Source organism: Agrobacterium sp. ST15.13.015 (genome assembly GCF_027871645.1).
Lineage (GTDB): Bacteria > Pseudomonadota > Alphaproteobacteria > Rhizobiales > Rhizobiaceae > Agrobacterium > Agrobacterium leguminum.
This window is the reverse complement of sequence record NZ_JAQAHF010000025.1, coordinates 23,147-37,252: the sequence shown is the minus strand read 5'-3', so window position 1 is coordinate 37,252 and position 14,106 is coordinate 23,147. Positions and strand designations below refer to the sequence as shown.

Below are 14,106 nucleotides of genomic sequence, written 5' to 3'. Positions count from 1 at the left end.
GCACAAGCCATGTTTACTCATTTTTGCATTACATATAGTAATGGCTCATGACATCTCTCAGCCGCAAACTCCTGCCCTCCACCAGTGCGCTCGCCGCCTTCGATTCCGTGGCCCGGCTCGGCAGCTTTTCCGCCGCCGCCGATGAGCTTGCCCTGACGCAGGGGGCGATCAGCCGGCAGGTTATGTCACTGGAAGAACAGCTTGGCGTGCGCCTGTTCGAGCGCGGCGCGCGCGGCGTGGCGCTGACGGCGGAAGGCCGTGCCTATGCAAAATCCATCGCCTCCGCCCTTGGCGAGATACGCTCTGCGTCGCTGCAGATCATGACCAAAACGCATGGCAATACCTTGAACCTTGCCATGTTGCCCACCTTCGGCACCCGCTGGCTTCTGCCGCGTATCCCGGATTTCGTGGCGAACCACCCCGAAATCACCATCAATTTCGCCACCCGCATCGGCCAATTCGACTTTGAGCGTGAGCAGCTGGATATGGCGATCCATATCGGCCAGGCCGATTGGCCGGGGGCGGAGAGCACCTTTCTCATGCATGAAATGGTCGCGCCGGTGTGCAGCCCGCAATTCCTCAGCGCCCACCCGGTGGAAAGGGGCGAGGATATCGCCGCCCTGCCGTTGCTGCACATGGCCTCGCGGCCCGGAGCATGGGGTCACTGGTTCGAAAGCCTGGGACTGTCGCTCGCCTTGCCGCAGGGCATGCGCTTCGAGCAGTTCTCCAGCGTGGCGCAGGCCTGCATCGCCGGGCTCGGCGTGGCGCTGATGCCGCTGTTCCTGATCGATAACGAACTGAAATCCAAGCAGCTGGTCAAAGCCTTCGATCATCAGGCGAGAAGCCCCAGTTCCTATTATGCGGTGGCGCCGCTTTCGCGTGCCAATCACGTGCCGGTCGTGCTGTTTCGCGATTGGCTGGTGCGCCAGGTTGAGGCTTATCGCGCCGCCAGCACTCAGGCCCTGTAAAAAATAATCGCTCTTTTTTCGGGCATTTAACCTTTGTGCCCAGCTTTTCGCCGTATTTCGCCGGCGCAGGACTCGACAGCGGGCCGCGCCTCGCTTATCCTGATTAAACGTTTAATCAGCCTTCCCGGACCATCCATGGCGTCGTCACGGCCTGCCACCAATCTGAGCGCGATAGCAGCGGCACTCGGCGTGTCGGTTGCAACCGTGTCCAATGCGCTGTCGGGTAAAGGCCGTGTTTCACCTGATCTGGTAGAGCGTATCCGCAAGACGGCAAGTGAACTGGGTTATGTGCCGAGTTCGGCGGGCAGGGCGTTGCGCACCGGCAGAAGCGGTGTTCTGGGGCTGGTTCTGCCTGACATTGCTAACCCGCTCTTCCCGCAGATCGCGCAGGCCATTGAAAAGGCTGCTGTTACTGCCGGTTACGGCGTGCTGATCGCCGACTCCCGTGGCGATATCGCCATGCAGACGGATGCGATCAACCGGCTGATTGAGCGCGGGGTCGATGGTATGGTGGTCGTTCCACGCCGTGGCACGCGCATTTCCGATGTCGATTGCCCGGTCGCCGTCATCGACAGCCCGTCAACACCGGGCAATACCGTCGCCGCCGACCATTGGGATGGTGGCCGGCAGGTGGGTGACTATCTGGCAGGCCTTGGCCACCGCAAGGTGGTGCTGGTGGGCAAGAACCGCGATTCCAACGTACAGAATGACCGTCTCGGCGGCATTCGGGATGGTCTTGGCAAGGCCTGCGTGACCCGGACGCTCTGGATCGACAGCATCGAAGAGGCTGACGGTGCGGGTTGCCGGCTGGGGCTTGCCGATCTGGTGGCGGATGGTTTTACCGGCTTTGCCGCCATTTCCGACCTGCATGCGCTGCGGGCGCTGACCGAGTTGCAGCGCGAGGGCATCGAGGTGCCGGAAGAAGCAAGCGTCACCGGTTTCGACGATCTCATCTTTTCCGCCGTGGTCACCCCACCCTTGACGACCATGCGCATGGATATGGGCCGTATCGCCGATCTCGCCGTGGCCGCGCTGCTGCGCGCGATAGAGGGCGCCACTGAAAATGGCATCGCGGGCGAAGTGACCGCGGATATTTCGAAAGTACCGATGGCGCTGATCATGCGCGGTTCCACCGGCAAGGCAAAGCATGATGCGATTGAAGCCAAAAAAACGACAGCAGGAGAACTCACACCATGAAAAAGATCATTCTCGCATCGGGCAGCGCCCTGATGCTGACGATGGGGGCCGCTGAGGCGCAGGACAAGACGCTGACGATTTCCGTCTATGCCTTCGCGCAGGACGAATTCAAGGAACTGGTCTATACGCCGTTTGAGCAGAAATGCGGTTGCAAGCTGGTCGTCGAGACCGGCAACAGCGTCGAGCGTCTGGCCAAGATGGAGGCCAACAAGGCCAATCCGGTGGTCGATCTCGCCATCGTCTCCATGGCGGATGCGCTTTCGGCCACCCGCAAGGATCTGATCCAGAAGATCGATGCTTCCAAGGTTCCGAATATCGAAAAGCTCTATGACATCGCCAAGGATCCGAATGGCGACGGCATGAGCGTCGGCGTCAATTTCTACGCCACCTCAATTGTTTACCGCACCGACAAGATGAAGATCGACAGCTGGGCCGATCTTTTGAAGGACGATATCGTCGACCACGTCGCCTTCCCGAATGTTACCACCAATCAGGGCCCGCCGGCGCTTTATATGCTCGGCAAAGCTATCGGCAAGGACACGCCCGATCTTTCCGGCGCCATCGAGGCCGTGGGCGAAAAGAAGGACGACATCGTCACTTTCTACGTCAAATCCTCGCAGTTGGTGCAGTTGATGCAGCAGGAAGAAATCTGGGCAGCCCCGATCGGCCGCTTCTCCTGGGCGCCTTTCACCAAGCTCGACCTGCCGCTTGCCTGGGCGACGCCCAAGGAAGGCCAGACCGGCGGCATGAACGTGCTCGTGGTGCCGAAGGGCACGAAAAACGAAGATCTGGCGTTGCAGTTCATGGATTTCTGGCTATCGACCGACGTTCAGAAGGCGCTGGCCGAAAAGCTGGTGGACAGCCCGACCAACAGGGAAGTCAAGGTTTCCGATGAGGTGGCGAATAACATCACCTATGGCGACGAAACCGCAAAAAGCCTCCAGCTCATTCCGTCCGACGTGACGCTTGATAACCGCGACAAGTGGCTGTCGGAGTGGAACGCGAAGGTGGGCCAGTAAGCCCATTCACCGTTTGGAATGGGGCATTTAAATGTCCGCAAGGGCGGCTCCATTCCCGGAAAAGCGGTTCGGTCGTCCCCTGACCGCTTTTCCACCCTTTTTGATCGTAGGCCGGCGCGTCTGGCTGCCGTAACAACCGGCCCTCAGGCCGTTCAGGGAATAAACCCATGTTTCAGAACCGGGCCGAAGCGCTGGCGCTTGCCTTGCCTGCCGCAATTTTCGCGGCGGCGGTCTTTCTTGTGCCGGTCTTCATCCTGCTGTCGGAGGGCTTCCGCACCGCCGACGGCTGGACGTTGTCGGCTTATGCCGATTTCTTCACCGATCCGCTGAACCAGACGGTTTTCCTGCGCACCCTGAAGCTCGGCGCGCTTGTCACCATCGTCTCGGCGGTGGTGGGTTATGCGGCGGCCTTCGCCATCGTCAACCTGTCGCAGGGCGCGAAGGGGCACGTCGTCAATCTGGTCGTGCTGCCGCTGATGATTTCGCCTGTCGCCCGCACCTATGCCTGGATCGTCATTCTGGGTCGAACCGGCATCGTCAATCAGGCGCTGCAGGCTGTCGGCCTGAGTGACGGGCCGATCCGTATCCTGTTTTCCGAAACAGCCGTCTTCATCGGCCTTCTGCAATTGTTCCTGCCATTGATGATCATCTCGCTCATCAGTGCGCTTGAGAATATGCCGAAGGATACGATTGCGGCTGCCCGAGTGCTCGGCGCAAGCTGGCTGCAGGTGTTCTGGAAGGTCATCCTGCCGCTCACCAAGGAAGGGTTGGTCGTCGGTGGCACGCTGGTCTTCACCGGTTCGCTCACGGCCTATATCACGCCCGCCATTCTCGGCGGCTCGAAGGTGCTGATGCTGGAAACCCTGCTTTACCAGCAGGTGACGGTTTCCAACAATTTCGTCTCCGCGAGCGTCATCGCCTTCATCCTGATCGTCATGAGCTTTGCCGCCAATATTCTGCTGAAGCGCATCGCCACCGCAAGGAACAAGAAATGACCCGGCAGCTCTTCATTCCGCTCACGCTTCTGCTTGTCGTCGGTTTCCTGATCGGGCCGTTCCTCATCATCGTCGCGGCCTCGTTTTCGGCCGGCGATACGCTCGCCTTTCCGCCGCAGGGCTTTTCGCTGAAGTGGATCGCCAAGGTCTTTACCGTTGAGAGCTTCCGGGAAAGCTTTGCCATGTCGATGTTCCTCGCCATCGGCGGCACGTTTGCGGCGCTCATCCTCGGCATCCCCGCTTCTTACGCCATGTCGCGCTACAAGCTACCTTTTGCCGAGACGGTGCGCACAATCGTTTCCGCGCCGATCATCGTGCCGGGTATCATCGTCGGCTTGGCGCTGCTGCGCTATTTCGTCGTGCCTTTCGGCATCGGCATCACGCTTGCTTTGTTCCTCGCCCACACCGCGCTAATCCTGCCCTATGCGGTGCGGGTGGTGTCGGCCAGCCTCAACAATCTGCGCTCGGATATCGAGGAGGCGGCGGTGCTGCTCGGCTCGTCGCGGGTCGGGGCGTTTTTCCGCGTCGTGTTGCCGAATATTCGCGGCGGCATTCTCTCAGCCTTCATTCTCGGTTTCGTAACGAGCTTCAACCAGGTGCCGGTGTCGCTGTTCCTGTCAGGCCCCGGCGTTCGCACGCTGCCCATCGACATGCTGGGTTACATGGAAATCGTCTTCGATCCTTCCGTGGCCGCACTCTCCTCGCTGCTCGCCTTCCTTTCCATCGGCATCGTCTTCATGGCCGAACGTTTTCTGGGGTTCTCCCGTTATGTCTGACGCAAATTACCTTTCGCTCAACAAAGTCTCGCTCGCCTATGGCGGCAATGTCGCCGTCAAGGACCTCGATCTCGATATCCGCAAGGGCGAGCTGCTCGCGCTTCTCGGGCCTTCCGGCTGCGGCAAGACCACGACGATGCGCGCCATTGCCGGGCTGATGCCGGTGGCGGGAGGACGTATCGATCTCGATGGGGCAGACATTACCCGGGTGGCCGCGAACAAGCGTGCCGTGGGTCTGGTGTTCCAGTCCTATGCGCTCTTCCCGCATCTGACGGTCTATGAAAACGTCGCCTTCGGCCTGAAGCTCAAGGGCATGAACGGCAAGGCGCTGGAAGACAAGGTCGCCTCCGGCCTGAAATCGGTGGGCTTGTCCAGCTTCGCCTCGCGAAAGCCTGCGGAGCTTTCCGGCGGCCAGCAGCAGCGCGTGGCGCTGGCGCGCTCCATGGTCATGGAGCCGAAGGTGCTCTTGCTCGATGAGCCGCTCTCCAACCTCGATGCCCGCCTGCGCCTTGAAATGCGCACCGAATTGCAGCGCGTGCAGAAGGAAACCGGCGTGACGATGATCTTCGTCACCCATGACCAGATCGAGGCTTTGGCGCTCGCCGACCGCATTGTCGTCATGAAGGGCGGCAAGATTGAGCAGATCGGTACGCCGGAAGAGATCTACAACGCGCCGGTTTCATCCTTCGTGGCGGATTTCGTCGGCTTCGAAAACATCTTCGCGCTGGAAGGCGGCGCGCTCAAAACCGCAAACGGCGCAACACCGCTTCCCGGACCAGTCCTTTCAGCATCCGGACTGGCCTGGCGGCCGCGCATGGTCACCCTCGGTTCAGGTCCTTTCCAGGGAACCGTGCGCGGCACCTCCTTTGCCGGCAACAGCCGCGAATATCTGCTCGATACGCCGCTTGGCCCCATCAAGGCGGAAACGGACGCCGCCCTGACCTCCCACGCAATCGGCGATACGCTCGCCTTCGACCTGCCGGTCGAAAAAGCGGCGAGCCTCAAGGTGTTCAACTGACCATGGGTGTATGGATCGATACCGATATGGGCTTCGACGATATCGCCGCCATCATGGTGGTGCAATCGTCGGGCCTTGCCATCGACGGCATTTCGCTGGTCTTCGGCAACGCGACACTTCAGGCCGTCTGCCGCAATGCCGCAGGCGCCGTCTCAGCCTTCGGCTGGTCGATGCCGATCCATCAGGGCCGCACCATGCCGGTGCTCGGTGCACTCGAAACCGCGCAATGCATTCTGGGCGATAACGGCATTCCGACCGTCGGCCAAAACTTGCCGGATGCGCCGATCTTGCCGAAAAGCGATGCCTTTGCCGCCCTGTGCAACTGGCTTGAGGGTGATGGTGAGAAGCGCATTCTGGCACTCGGCCCACTCACCAATATCGCCGCGCTTTGCCTTGCCCGGCCTGATCTTGCCGCCAGAATTTCCGATCTCACCTGGATGGGTGGTGGCGTGACCAGCGGCAACCACACGGCCTCGGCCGAATTCAACGCCTTTGCCGATCCGGAAGCGCTGGCCATCGTGCTCTCCCACGGCCTGCCGTTGCGCATGGTCGATCTGGACGCCTGCCGCAAAGTCACCGCCTCGCCGGCCGATGTGCTGCCGATCCGTAATGCCGGCGGCAAGAATGCCGGGCTGATCGCCGATCTGCTGGAAGGTTTCATCGGCATCGCCACCAGCCGTGGCAGAGCTGCCATGGCGCTTTACGATCCCGTTGCCGCCGTCGCATTCGTCTCCGGTCTCATCGGTTGGCGTCATGCGCGGATCGATGTCGAGCTTCAGGCGACGCTGACGCGCGGGCGAACCGTGGTCGAGACGCGCGCTGAGAAAGCTCACGCCTTCAACGCGCATTTCGCCGAAACGGTGGATGCCGAAGGTGCGAAGACGGCGATTCTCGAGGCGTTGCGCCGGGAGGCCGCCCGATGAGCGCGAACTTTCCGACACGCGAGCCTGCCGATCTCACCGATGATGCGCTGCGCAGCCGCGCGGTCGCCGCCGCACGCGGCGATGCACCTTTCGATGTTCTCGTCAGCGGCGGAACATTGGTGGATGTGGTGACGGGAGAGCTTCGCGCCGCCGATATCGGCATTGTCGGCGCTTTGATCGCCAGCGTGCACGAGCGAGCAAGCCGCAGCGACGCTGCACGGATCATCGATGCGGCAGGCGCCTATGTCTCGCCCGGCCTCATCGACACACATATGCATATCGAAAGCTCGATGGTCACGCCGGCCGCCTATGCGGCAGCCGTGGTTGCCCGTGGCGTCACCACCATCGTCTGGGACCCGCATGAATTCGGCAATGTGCATGGGGTGGAAGGGGTGCGCTGGGCGGCGAAATCCATCCAGAACCTGCCCCTGCGCGCCATTCTGCTCGCGCCCTCCTGCGTGCCTTCCGCACCGGGGCTGGAGCGCGGCGGGGCGGATTTCGACGCTGCCACTCTCGCCGATATCCTGTCGTGGCCGCAGGTCGGCGGTGTCGCGGAAATCATGAATATGCGCGGCGTCATCGAGCGCGATCCGCGCATGAGCGGCATCGTGCAGGCCGGGCTTGCCTCGGAAAAGCTGGTCTGCGGCCATGCACGCGGCCTGAAGGGCGCCGATCTCAACGCCTTCATGGCGGCGGGCGTTTCTTCCGATCACGAGCTGGTCTCGGGCGAAGACCTGATGGCGAAACTGCGGGCAGGAATGACGATTGAGTTGCGCGGCTCGCACGATCACCTGCTACCGGAATTCGTGGAAGCGCTGAACGCCCTCGGCCACCTGCCGCAGACGGTGACACTCTGTACCGACGACGTCTTCCCCGATGATCTGCTACGAGGCGGTGGGCTTGACGATGTGGTGCGCCGCCTCGTCCGTTATGGCCTGAAGCCCGAATGGGCGCTGCGCGCCGCAACGCTCAATGCCGCGCAAAGGCTCGGCCGTGCCGATCTCGGCCTCATCGCCGCCGGCCGTCGCGCCGATATCGTCGTCTTTGAGGATTTGAGCGGTTTTGCCGCCCGCCACGTTCTGGCCGAGGGCAGGGCGGTTGCGGAAGGCGGGCATATGCTCGTCGACGTTCAGGCCTGCGATGCGGCGGCGCTCGAAGGCTCGATGAAGCTGCCGCTGCGCGCAGCCGATGATTTCCGGGTTGCCTGCGAAGGGGCAAAGGTACGCCTCGCCACCATCGACCGCCCGCGCTTCACGCAATGGGGCGAGGCGGAAGCCGAGGTGAAGGACGGTTTCGTCGTTCCCCCTGAGGGCGCCACGATGATTTCCGTCACCCATCGCCACGGCATGGCCGAGCCGATCACCAGAACCGGCTTTCTCACCGGCTGGGGAAACTGGAACGGCGCCTTCGCCACCACCGTCTCGCATGACAGCCACAACCTCACCGTTTTCGGCGGTAATGCGGAGGACATGGCGCTCGCCGCAAATGCGGTGATAAAGGCCGGCGGCGGCATGGCTGTCGCTTCCGAAGGCAGGGTGACCGCACTTCTCCCGTTGCCGCTTTCCGGCCTCGTTTCCGATGCCCCGCTTGACGACGTGGCAAAGGCTTTCGAAGAATTGCGCGAAGCCGTCGGCAGGCTGGTGGAATGGCAGCCGCCCTATCTCGTCTTCAAGGCCTGCTTCGGCGCCACGCTCGCCTGCAATATCGGCCCGCACCAGACGGATATGGGCATTGCTGATGTGTTGACGGGCAGGGTGATGGAAACCCCGGTGATTTCGGTGGTGGGGTGAGCGCAGGCGTTTACTGCGCGCTCTTTTCCGACCCTGTGAATGGGTTCAGGCGAGCGGCGGTTAAACAGAGAGGGAGCCGCCTACCTGCTTTTCGGCCCAGTCATGCGCCCAGCTGGCGCGCGAGCAATAACCGCGACTGCCGTCTTCGCCGAAAAACACGCCGGCCCAGAGCGGTGTCGCATCGTCCGTCAGAACCCAGCCGCCTGAATCGCCCTGCGTCGGCATGGGCGTGACGAGATGCCCGAGCGCGCCGCCAATCGGAATGACCGGCTGCGGCTTGAGTTCGATCTGGTCGCGAAAACAATAGGTCGACGTGCCGTCCGTGAAGGCGTAGCTGATCGCCAGCGAACCGAGCTTGCACTTATAGGTGCCGCTTTTGCCCCTGAGGGTCACGTTTTGCCCCGGCGTCAGGCTGGCGGCCACCCCGCCCAATGAAGACGCTGCCGGTGCTTTGGTCAGTTCGATCAGCGAGAAGTCGAACATATTCACAGGCGGATCGTTGCCGGGATAGGGATTGGGTATCGGCAGTACCACAGGATCGCAGACCGTCTGCGCCGGTAAGGGATGGAGCTTGGTATGATGTATCACCGTGCCGATCCGTTTTCCCGATACATCTAAAATATCGTCACCGGTGTTGGCGACATGGGCGCAGGTCATGCCGTATTGTTTTTTGCGCGCGTTGGTCAGCGTCCCGCCATAGGTGCCGGTTTCGCCGGCGCTGGTGGTGATTTCATCGCCGGCCGCAAAGGCAAGCCTTGCCCTTGGACGTTCCTCTATCCGGGCGGAAGCGACACTCCCATTAATGAGAGCGGTTAATTGGCGAAGCGCCGCAATGTCGCTACCGTCCTCCAGAGTCTCGGGCGCAGCTTTTGCCGGGGTCTTGAGTGGACCGTAAACGATGGTCATCACGACAGGACCGCTTCTCGTTGGGCGCGGGATTGCGTCCCACAGCGAAACGTTGCGCTTGAGGTCGCGGCGCCTATATCCTTGATAGGGCGTCTGGAACGGCCATTCCGGAAAAGCGAGGGGCAATCTCCACCAGTCGCGAAAAGGGCGACCGTCAAGAAGATACTCATACCGGTAGCGTTCGCTTTCCGGCAAGACGCCATCTTCTATATCGTAAAGCAGCATCCATAACGGATCCACGTCGAGGGTGAAGCCATGCACGATGGGGATTTCCGAGGCCGCCCGTGCCAATTGCGTCATGGCTTCGGAAGCGTCGAAATAGGCGCGCAGGTCCTCATAGGTCGGCATGGCCGCTTACTCCGGTTTGGGTTCGAAAAACCCGGCCACAAAGGTGAAGATTGGCGCGAGCAGGCCGGCCGCGAAAACGCTGTACCACTGGTGGACGAGAAAGACGGAGCCGCTCAGCGTATAGGCCCAGAGCACGAAGGCGATGGTGGAGATGATGGCATTCAAGACCCATGGCTGGCCCGAGAGTTTACGGCGGTAGAGATAGATCGGAGTACCGATGATGCCGAGGGCGAGAATTGCCCAGCTGACGATCACGGCCTGCGTGGGGACGACGCTGTCCGCCGTCAGCATGCTCAACCCGTAATGGGAATTGACCATTTTATCGACTGCAACATATAGGGCCACGGACTCTGCCGGAATATATTTGATAAGACGGTCGCGATAATCGTCAGGCGGCAGGTTTTTTAGCGACTTGGAGGCCAGACGCCCGTTGATCGCACTTTTTGGCACAACAAGTCTCGTCATGATGCTTGCCCGTTTGAAAAATTAGACCGGAAATAAATAACAAATGCGACTATACCGTGTATGTATACTAAATAAACGGTTGAGTCTATTGGATGTCGATGTATATGGGGTAGAATTATTGCGCGTAAGCAGTATTGTTTCGCCCCGATGCCGCGGGGCGATTATTGATCGGACGCTTCACATCTGAAAGCTGTGCCGGAAAGGCCACTTTCACTCCGCCGCCAGTTCCTGCTCCACCAGCGTCGCCCAGAACGCCACGCCCGGCACGATGGCCGCATCGTTAAAGTCGTAGGAGGTGTTGTGGTGCAGCGCGCCATCCACCGCCGGACCGTTGCCGAGCCAGACATAGCAGCCGGGCGCTTCGCCCGCGAAGAAGGCGAAATCGTCGCCGGCGGTCGAGGGCGGGAAGGCGTTGCGGGTCCTGTTGCCGAAGACGGTTCTTGCGGCGCGCAGCGCCCGTTTCGTCGCATCCGCCTCGTTGATGACGGGTGGAATCCGGCGGATGAACTCATAACTTGCTTCGATGCCGAACATCGCCGCCGTGCCCTTTGCCAGCCTGCCGATTTCCGCTTCCAGCTGGTCGCGCACGTCAGCCGCATAAGCACGCGCCGTGCCGCCGATTTCGACGAGGTCGGGAATGACGTTGAGCGCCTTCGGGTCGCCCGCCTGCACCGAACAGGCGCTGACTACGGCGGGTTGCAGCGGATCGACGACGCGGCCGACGATGGTTTGCAGCGAGGCGAGGAAGGTGCCCGCCGCCGTCACCGGATCGCGGCCGAGATGCGGCTTGGCGCCGTGGGTGCCGATGCCTTTGAACGTGACGCGCCAGCTGTCGGAAGAGGCGAGCTGCGGGCCTTCCACCACCGCCATTTCGTCGATGCCGAGCCCCGGCATATTGTGCAGGCCATAGACCGCATCGCAGGGAAACAGGGTGAAAAGCCCGTCCTCCACCATTTTTTTCGCGCCGCCGCGGCCTTCTTCGGCCGGCTGGAAAATGAAATGCACGGTGCCGGAAAAATCGCGGGTCTTTGCGAGGTAACGCGCCGCACCCAGCAGCATGGCGGTATGGCCGTCATGGCCGCAGGCATGCATCTTGCCGGGAAATTTCGATTTATAGGGCCGGTCGGGAACTTCCGGCATGGCAAGCGCATCCATGTCGGCGCGCAGGCCGATGCTTCGGGTGCCGTTGCCCACCTGCAGCGTGGCGACCACGCCGGTGCCGCCGAGACCGCGATGCACCTTCAGCCCGGCACGCTCGAGAAGATCGGCGACGATGGCGCTGGTTCTTTCCTCTTCGAAGCCCAGTTCGGGATGCGCGTGCAGGTCGTGGCGAAGCTCCGTCAGGAATGGCAGGTCCTCGCCGATGCGGTCCAGCAGTCTCATGGGCAGCTTGTCCTTGAATATGAGAAAAACCCGCGTCATAGGTGGGTTCATCCGAATGCCTGTTGCTTTTTTCTCTTCTAGAGCATTTCCAGCAAAAGTGTGTAGCGGTTTTGCGTTCGGAAATGCGTAAACCAAAGAGCCAGGGTATTTCCGTGTTTCGGATAAAAACGGAAATACCCTAGCGGAAAAAGCCAATGAAATGAACCCGCAGTGTCTCTGTGGTTGCTAAAATGACTAATCTGCCGAACGGGATTGGCGTGGCCGAAAACCGCCTGCGCCTTGCGCCATCCCGGTTCTGAAAGGAAAAACCGATGCCGCCATCCGCATCGCCTGCCGCCCATTCTCCCGCCGCGCCGCATGAGTTCTGGCAGGAGATCCATCCGCTCCGCAGCTTCGAAACGGCAGGCCCGCATTCCACCTTTTTTCCGGCGGCGCTGGATGACGGAAGGCAGATATGCCTGCCGATAAGGCCGCTGGCGGATGGCGAACATGCGCTCGCCTCGCTTATCGTCAATCAGGCCTCTTTCGAGGTGCTTGAGGCGCTGGCGGCCGACCTTGCCGTACAGCTTCTTCCCTTCAAGCCCGATGTCGTCATCGGCCTGCCGACGCTGGGGCTGACGCTCGCCGCCGCCGTCGCCCGGCATCTCGGCCATTCCCGTTACGTGCCGCTCGGCACTTCACGCAAATTCTGGTATCTGGAGGAACTGTCGGTGCCGATGTCCTCCATCACCACAAGGCAGGAAAAACGGCTTTATATCGATCCGCGCATGCTGCCGCTTATCGAGAACCGGCGGGTGGCGCTGGTGGATGATGTGATCTCCAGCGGCAGCTCCATCATAGCGGGTCTTTCCCTTCTCGCCGCCTCCGGCATTCGGCCCGCCGTCATCGGCGCGGCCATGCTGCAATCAGATCGCTGGCGGGAAAAAATCGCCGCTTTCGGGCCGGAATGGCCGGAGCGGGTGAGGGGTGTTTTTTCAACGCCGCTGCTCACCAAAGCGGAAGGCGGCTGGCGCGCCTGACGAAGCGCAAATTCCGGCAAAAGGCAAGTGGTGATAATTTCACCGCTGCCTAATTTGTGTCTTGCGAAGCTCGAAGAGATCGTCCTAAGATCGCCCCCGACAGACAATAGCGGTCGGCGAATAATGCGCCGGTTTGCTTTCGCGCGGTGTCATCCCGGCGTCTGCCCGCCCCCGTTTTGTTCTTTCCGATGACTGGAATTTCTTCCCATGCATGCAGTATTCGACGGTCATAATGATGTGCTGCTTCGGTTGTGGCGCAACAGCAAGGCCGGTGCCGATCCGGTGGCCGAATTCAGGAACGGCACGCGCGAAGGCCATATAGACGGCCCGCGTGCGAGGGCAGGCGGTCTCGGCGGCGGCATCTGCGCCATCTATATTCCCTCCGGCGATCTTATCCTGCAGGAACCGGATGAAAGCGGCCATTACAACACGCCGCTCGCTTCCCCACTGGAGCGCCAGCCTTCGCTCGATATCGCCATGGAAAAGGCGGCGATTGCGCTGAGGCTCGACCGCGCCGGCGCGTGGCGGCTTTGCCGCTCCACGGCCGATATCCGCAAGGCCTTTGCCGAGGATATCTTCGCCGCCGTGCTGCATATGGAAGGCTGCGAGGCGATCGACGCCGATCTCGATGCGCTTGAGGTGTTTTACGCCGCCGGCCTGCGCTCGCTCGGCCCGGTCTGGAGCCGGCACAATATCTTCGGCCATGGCGTTCCTTTCTCTTATCCCATGTCTCCCGATACGGCGCCCGGCCTCACCGATGCCGGTTTTGCGCTGGTGAAGGAATGCAACAGGCTCGGCATTCTCATCGATCTCGCGCATATTACCGAAAAAGGCTTCTGGGATGTGGCGAAGACTACCAACCAGCCGCTGATCGCCAGCCATTCAAACGCACATGCGCTTACCCCCGTGGCCCGCAATCTCACCGACAGGCAGATGGATGCCATCAGGGAAAGCGGCGGGCTGGTGGGGCTTAATTATGCCGTGACCATGCTGCGCGCGGATGCGCGCGACATTGCCGATACTCCGCTTTCCGACATGGTGCGCCATATCGATTACATGGTGGAGCGCATGGGCATCGATTGCGTGGCGCTGGGATCGGACTTCGACGGCGCGACGATACCCGTCGGCGTTGCCGATGCGAGCGGCAATCACAATCTGGTTGCGGCGCTGAAATCGACGGGCTACGGTGATGGAGAACTTGCTAAAATATGCCGGGAAAACTGGCTGCGTGTTTTGTCTCAGGCCTGGCACGAGGCGGCCTGAGAAGAGCTGAAGCGAACCAAATCAAGCTTATAACAA

Annotated in this window: 13 protein-coding genes; 10 read left to right on the top strand and 3 right to left on the bottom strand. The window is 61.2% G+C overall.

What is annotated here, in order from left to right; genetic code table 11:
- The first annotated feature begins 47 nt into the window (after positions 1 to 47).
- The 8 genes from PIB16_RS25030 to PIB16_RS24995 all read left to right on the top strand — a co-directional run bounded on the left by PIB16_RS25030 (position 48) and on the right by PIB16_RS24995 (position 8,686).
- Positions 48 to 968: a LysR family transcriptional regulator gene (locus PIB16_RS25030; protein ID WP_065655275.1), complete on the top strand. Its 921-nt coding sequence runs from the start codon at positions 48 to 50 to the stop codon at positions 966 to 968.
- A 135-nt stretch (positions 969 to 1,103) separates the two neighbouring features.
- Positions 1,104 to 2,165: a LacI family DNA-binding transcriptional regulator gene (locus PIB16_RS25025; protein ID WP_271046550.1), complete on the top strand. Its 1,062-nt coding sequence runs from the start codon at positions 1,104 to 1,106 to the stop codon at positions 2,163 to 2,165.
- Complete coding sequence (locus PIB16_RS25020) at positions 2,162 to 3,184, top strand: ABC transporter substrate-binding protein (protein WP_078053249.1); 1,023 nt, start codon at positions 2,162 to 2,164, stop codon at positions 3,182 to 3,184. The genes PIB16_RS25025 and PIB16_RS25020 overlap by 4 nt, the downstream gene beginning before the upstream one ends.
- Before the next feature lie 167 nt (positions 3,185 to 3,351).
- Complete coding sequence (locus PIB16_RS25015) at positions 3,352 to 4,179, top strand: ABC transporter permease (protein WP_078053248.1); 828 nt, start codon at positions 3,352 to 3,354, stop codon at positions 4,177 to 4,179.
- Complete coding sequence (locus PIB16_RS25010; protein ID WP_065655279.1) at positions 4,176 to 4,955, top strand: ABC transporter permease; 780 nt, start codon at positions 4,176 to 4,178, stop codon at positions 4,953 to 4,955. Before PIB16_RS25015 ends, PIB16_RS25010 begins: the two co-directional genes overlap by 4 nt.
- Positions 4,948 to 5,973, top strand: a complete 1,026-nt coding sequence (locus PIB16_RS25005; RefSeq protein WP_078053247.1) for an ABC transporter ATP-binding protein — start codon at positions 4,948 to 4,950, stop codon at positions 5,971 to 5,973. Before PIB16_RS25010 ends, PIB16_RS25005 begins: the two co-directional genes overlap by 8 nt.
- 2 nt (positions 5,974 to 5,975) lie before the next feature.
- A complete protein-coding gene (locus tag PIB16_RS25000; protein ID WP_078053246.1) occupies positions 5,976 to 6,896 on the top strand; it encodes a nucleoside hydrolase in 921 nt (306 codons plus the stop codon).
- Positions 6,893 to 8,686: an adenine deaminase gene (locus PIB16_RS24995; RefSeq protein ID WP_271046549.1), complete on the top strand. Its 1,794-nt coding sequence runs from the start codon at positions 6,893 to 6,895 to the stop codon at positions 8,684 to 8,686. Before PIB16_RS25000 ends, PIB16_RS24995 begins: the two co-directional genes overlap by 4 nt.
- Before the next feature lie 60 nt (positions 8,687 to 8,746).
- Here the strand turns inward: PIB16_RS24995 and PIB16_RS24990 are convergent, their stop codons facing one another.
- From PIB16_RS24990 to PIB16_RS24980, 3 genes are all read right to left on the bottom strand, one after another.
- Positions 8,747 to 9,940 (bottom strand): hypothetical protein, encoded by a 1,194-nt coding sequence (locus tag PIB16_RS24990; RefSeq protein WP_174037613.1) that lies wholly within the window; start codon positions 9,938 to 9,940, stop codon positions 8,747 to 8,749.
- A 6-nt stretch (positions 9,941 to 9,946) separates the two neighbouring features.
- Positions 9,947 to 10,405 (bottom strand): hypothetical protein, encoded by a 459-nt coding sequence (locus tag PIB16_RS24985; protein ID WP_078053243.1) that lies wholly within the window; start codon positions 10,403 to 10,405, stop codon positions 9,947 to 9,949.
- Between the two features lie 210 nt (positions 10,406 to 10,615).
- On the bottom strand, positions 10,616 to 11,788 hold the full coding sequence (locus tag PIB16_RS24980; RefSeq protein WP_271046548.1) for a M20 aminoacylase family protein: 1,173 nt from the start codon (positions 11,786 to 11,788) through the stop codon (positions 10,616 to 10,618).
- A gap of 311 nt (positions 11,789 to 12,099) precedes the next feature.
- Here PIB16_RS24980 and PIB16_RS24975 point away from each other — a divergent pair, with 311 nt between their 5' ends.
- Positions 12,100 to 12,807 carry a phosphoribosyltransferase gene (locus PIB16_RS24975; RefSeq protein ID WP_271046547.1) on the top strand — a complete coding sequence of 236 codons (708 nt, stop codon included), beginning with the start codon at positions 12,100 to 12,102 and terminating at the stop codon, positions 12,805 to 12,807.
- Positions 12,808 to 13,014: 207 nt separating this feature from the next.
- On the top strand, positions 13,015 to 14,070 hold the full coding sequence (locus PIB16_RS24970; RefSeq protein ID WP_271046546.1) for a dipeptidase: 1,056 nt from the start codon (positions 13,015 to 13,017) through the stop codon (positions 14,068 to 14,070).
- Positions 14,071 to 14,106 lie beyond the last annotated feature (36 nt).

Bases quoted from the DNA above. Each gene is read 5' to 3' on its own strand.
- PIB16_RS24985 (WP_078053243.1), bottom strand. From the start codon at position 10,405: ATGACGAGACTTGTTGTGCCAAAAAGTGCGATCAACGGGCGTCTGGCC.
- PIB16_RS25030 (WP_065655275.1), top strand. From the start codon at position 48: ATGACATCTCTCAGCCGCAAACTCCTGCCCTCCACCAGTGCGCTCGCC.
- PIB16_RS25020 (WP_078053249.1), top strand. From the start codon at position 2,162: ATGAAAAAGATCATTCTCGCATCGGGCAGCGCCCTGATGCTGACGATG.
- PIB16_RS25005 (WP_078053247.1), top strand. From the start codon at position 4,948: ATGTCTGACGCAAATTACCTTTCGCTCAACAAAGTCTCGCTCGCCTAT.
- PIB16_RS25000 (WP_078053246.1), top strand. From the start codon at position 5,976: ATGGGTGTATGGATCGATACCGATATGGGCTTCGACGATATCGCCGCC.
- PIB16_RS24975 (WP_271046547.1), top strand. From the start codon at position 12,100: ATGCCGCCATCCGCATCGCCTGCCGCCCATTCTCCCGCCGCGCCGCAT.
- PIB16_RS25015 (WP_078053248.1), top strand. From the start codon at position 3,352: ATGTTTCAGAACCGGGCCGAAGCGCTGGCGCTTGCCTTGCCTGCCGCA.
- PIB16_RS24980 (WP_271046548.1), bottom strand. From the start codon at position 11,788: ATGAGACTGCTGGACCGCATCGGCGAGGACCTGCCATTCCTGACGGAG.
- PIB16_RS24990 (WP_174037613.1), bottom strand. From the start codon at position 9,940: ATGCCGACCTATGAGGACCTGCGCGCCTATTTCGACGCTTCCGAAGCC.
- PIB16_RS24995 (WP_271046549.1), top strand. From the start codon at position 6,893: ATGAGCGCGAACTTTCCGACACGCGAGCCTGCCGATCTCACCGATGAT.
- PIB16_RS25010 (WP_065655279.1), top strand. From the start codon at position 4,176: ATGACCCGGCAGCTCTTCATTCCGCTCACGCTTCTGCTTGTCGTCGGT.
- PIB16_RS24970 (WP_271046546.1), top strand. From the start codon at position 13,015: ATGCATGCAGTATTCGACGGTCATAATGATGTGCTGCTTCGGTTGTGG.
- PIB16_RS25025 (WP_271046550.1), top strand. From the start codon at position 1,104: ATGGCGTCGTCACGGCCTGCCACCAATCTGAGCGCGATAGCAGCGGCA.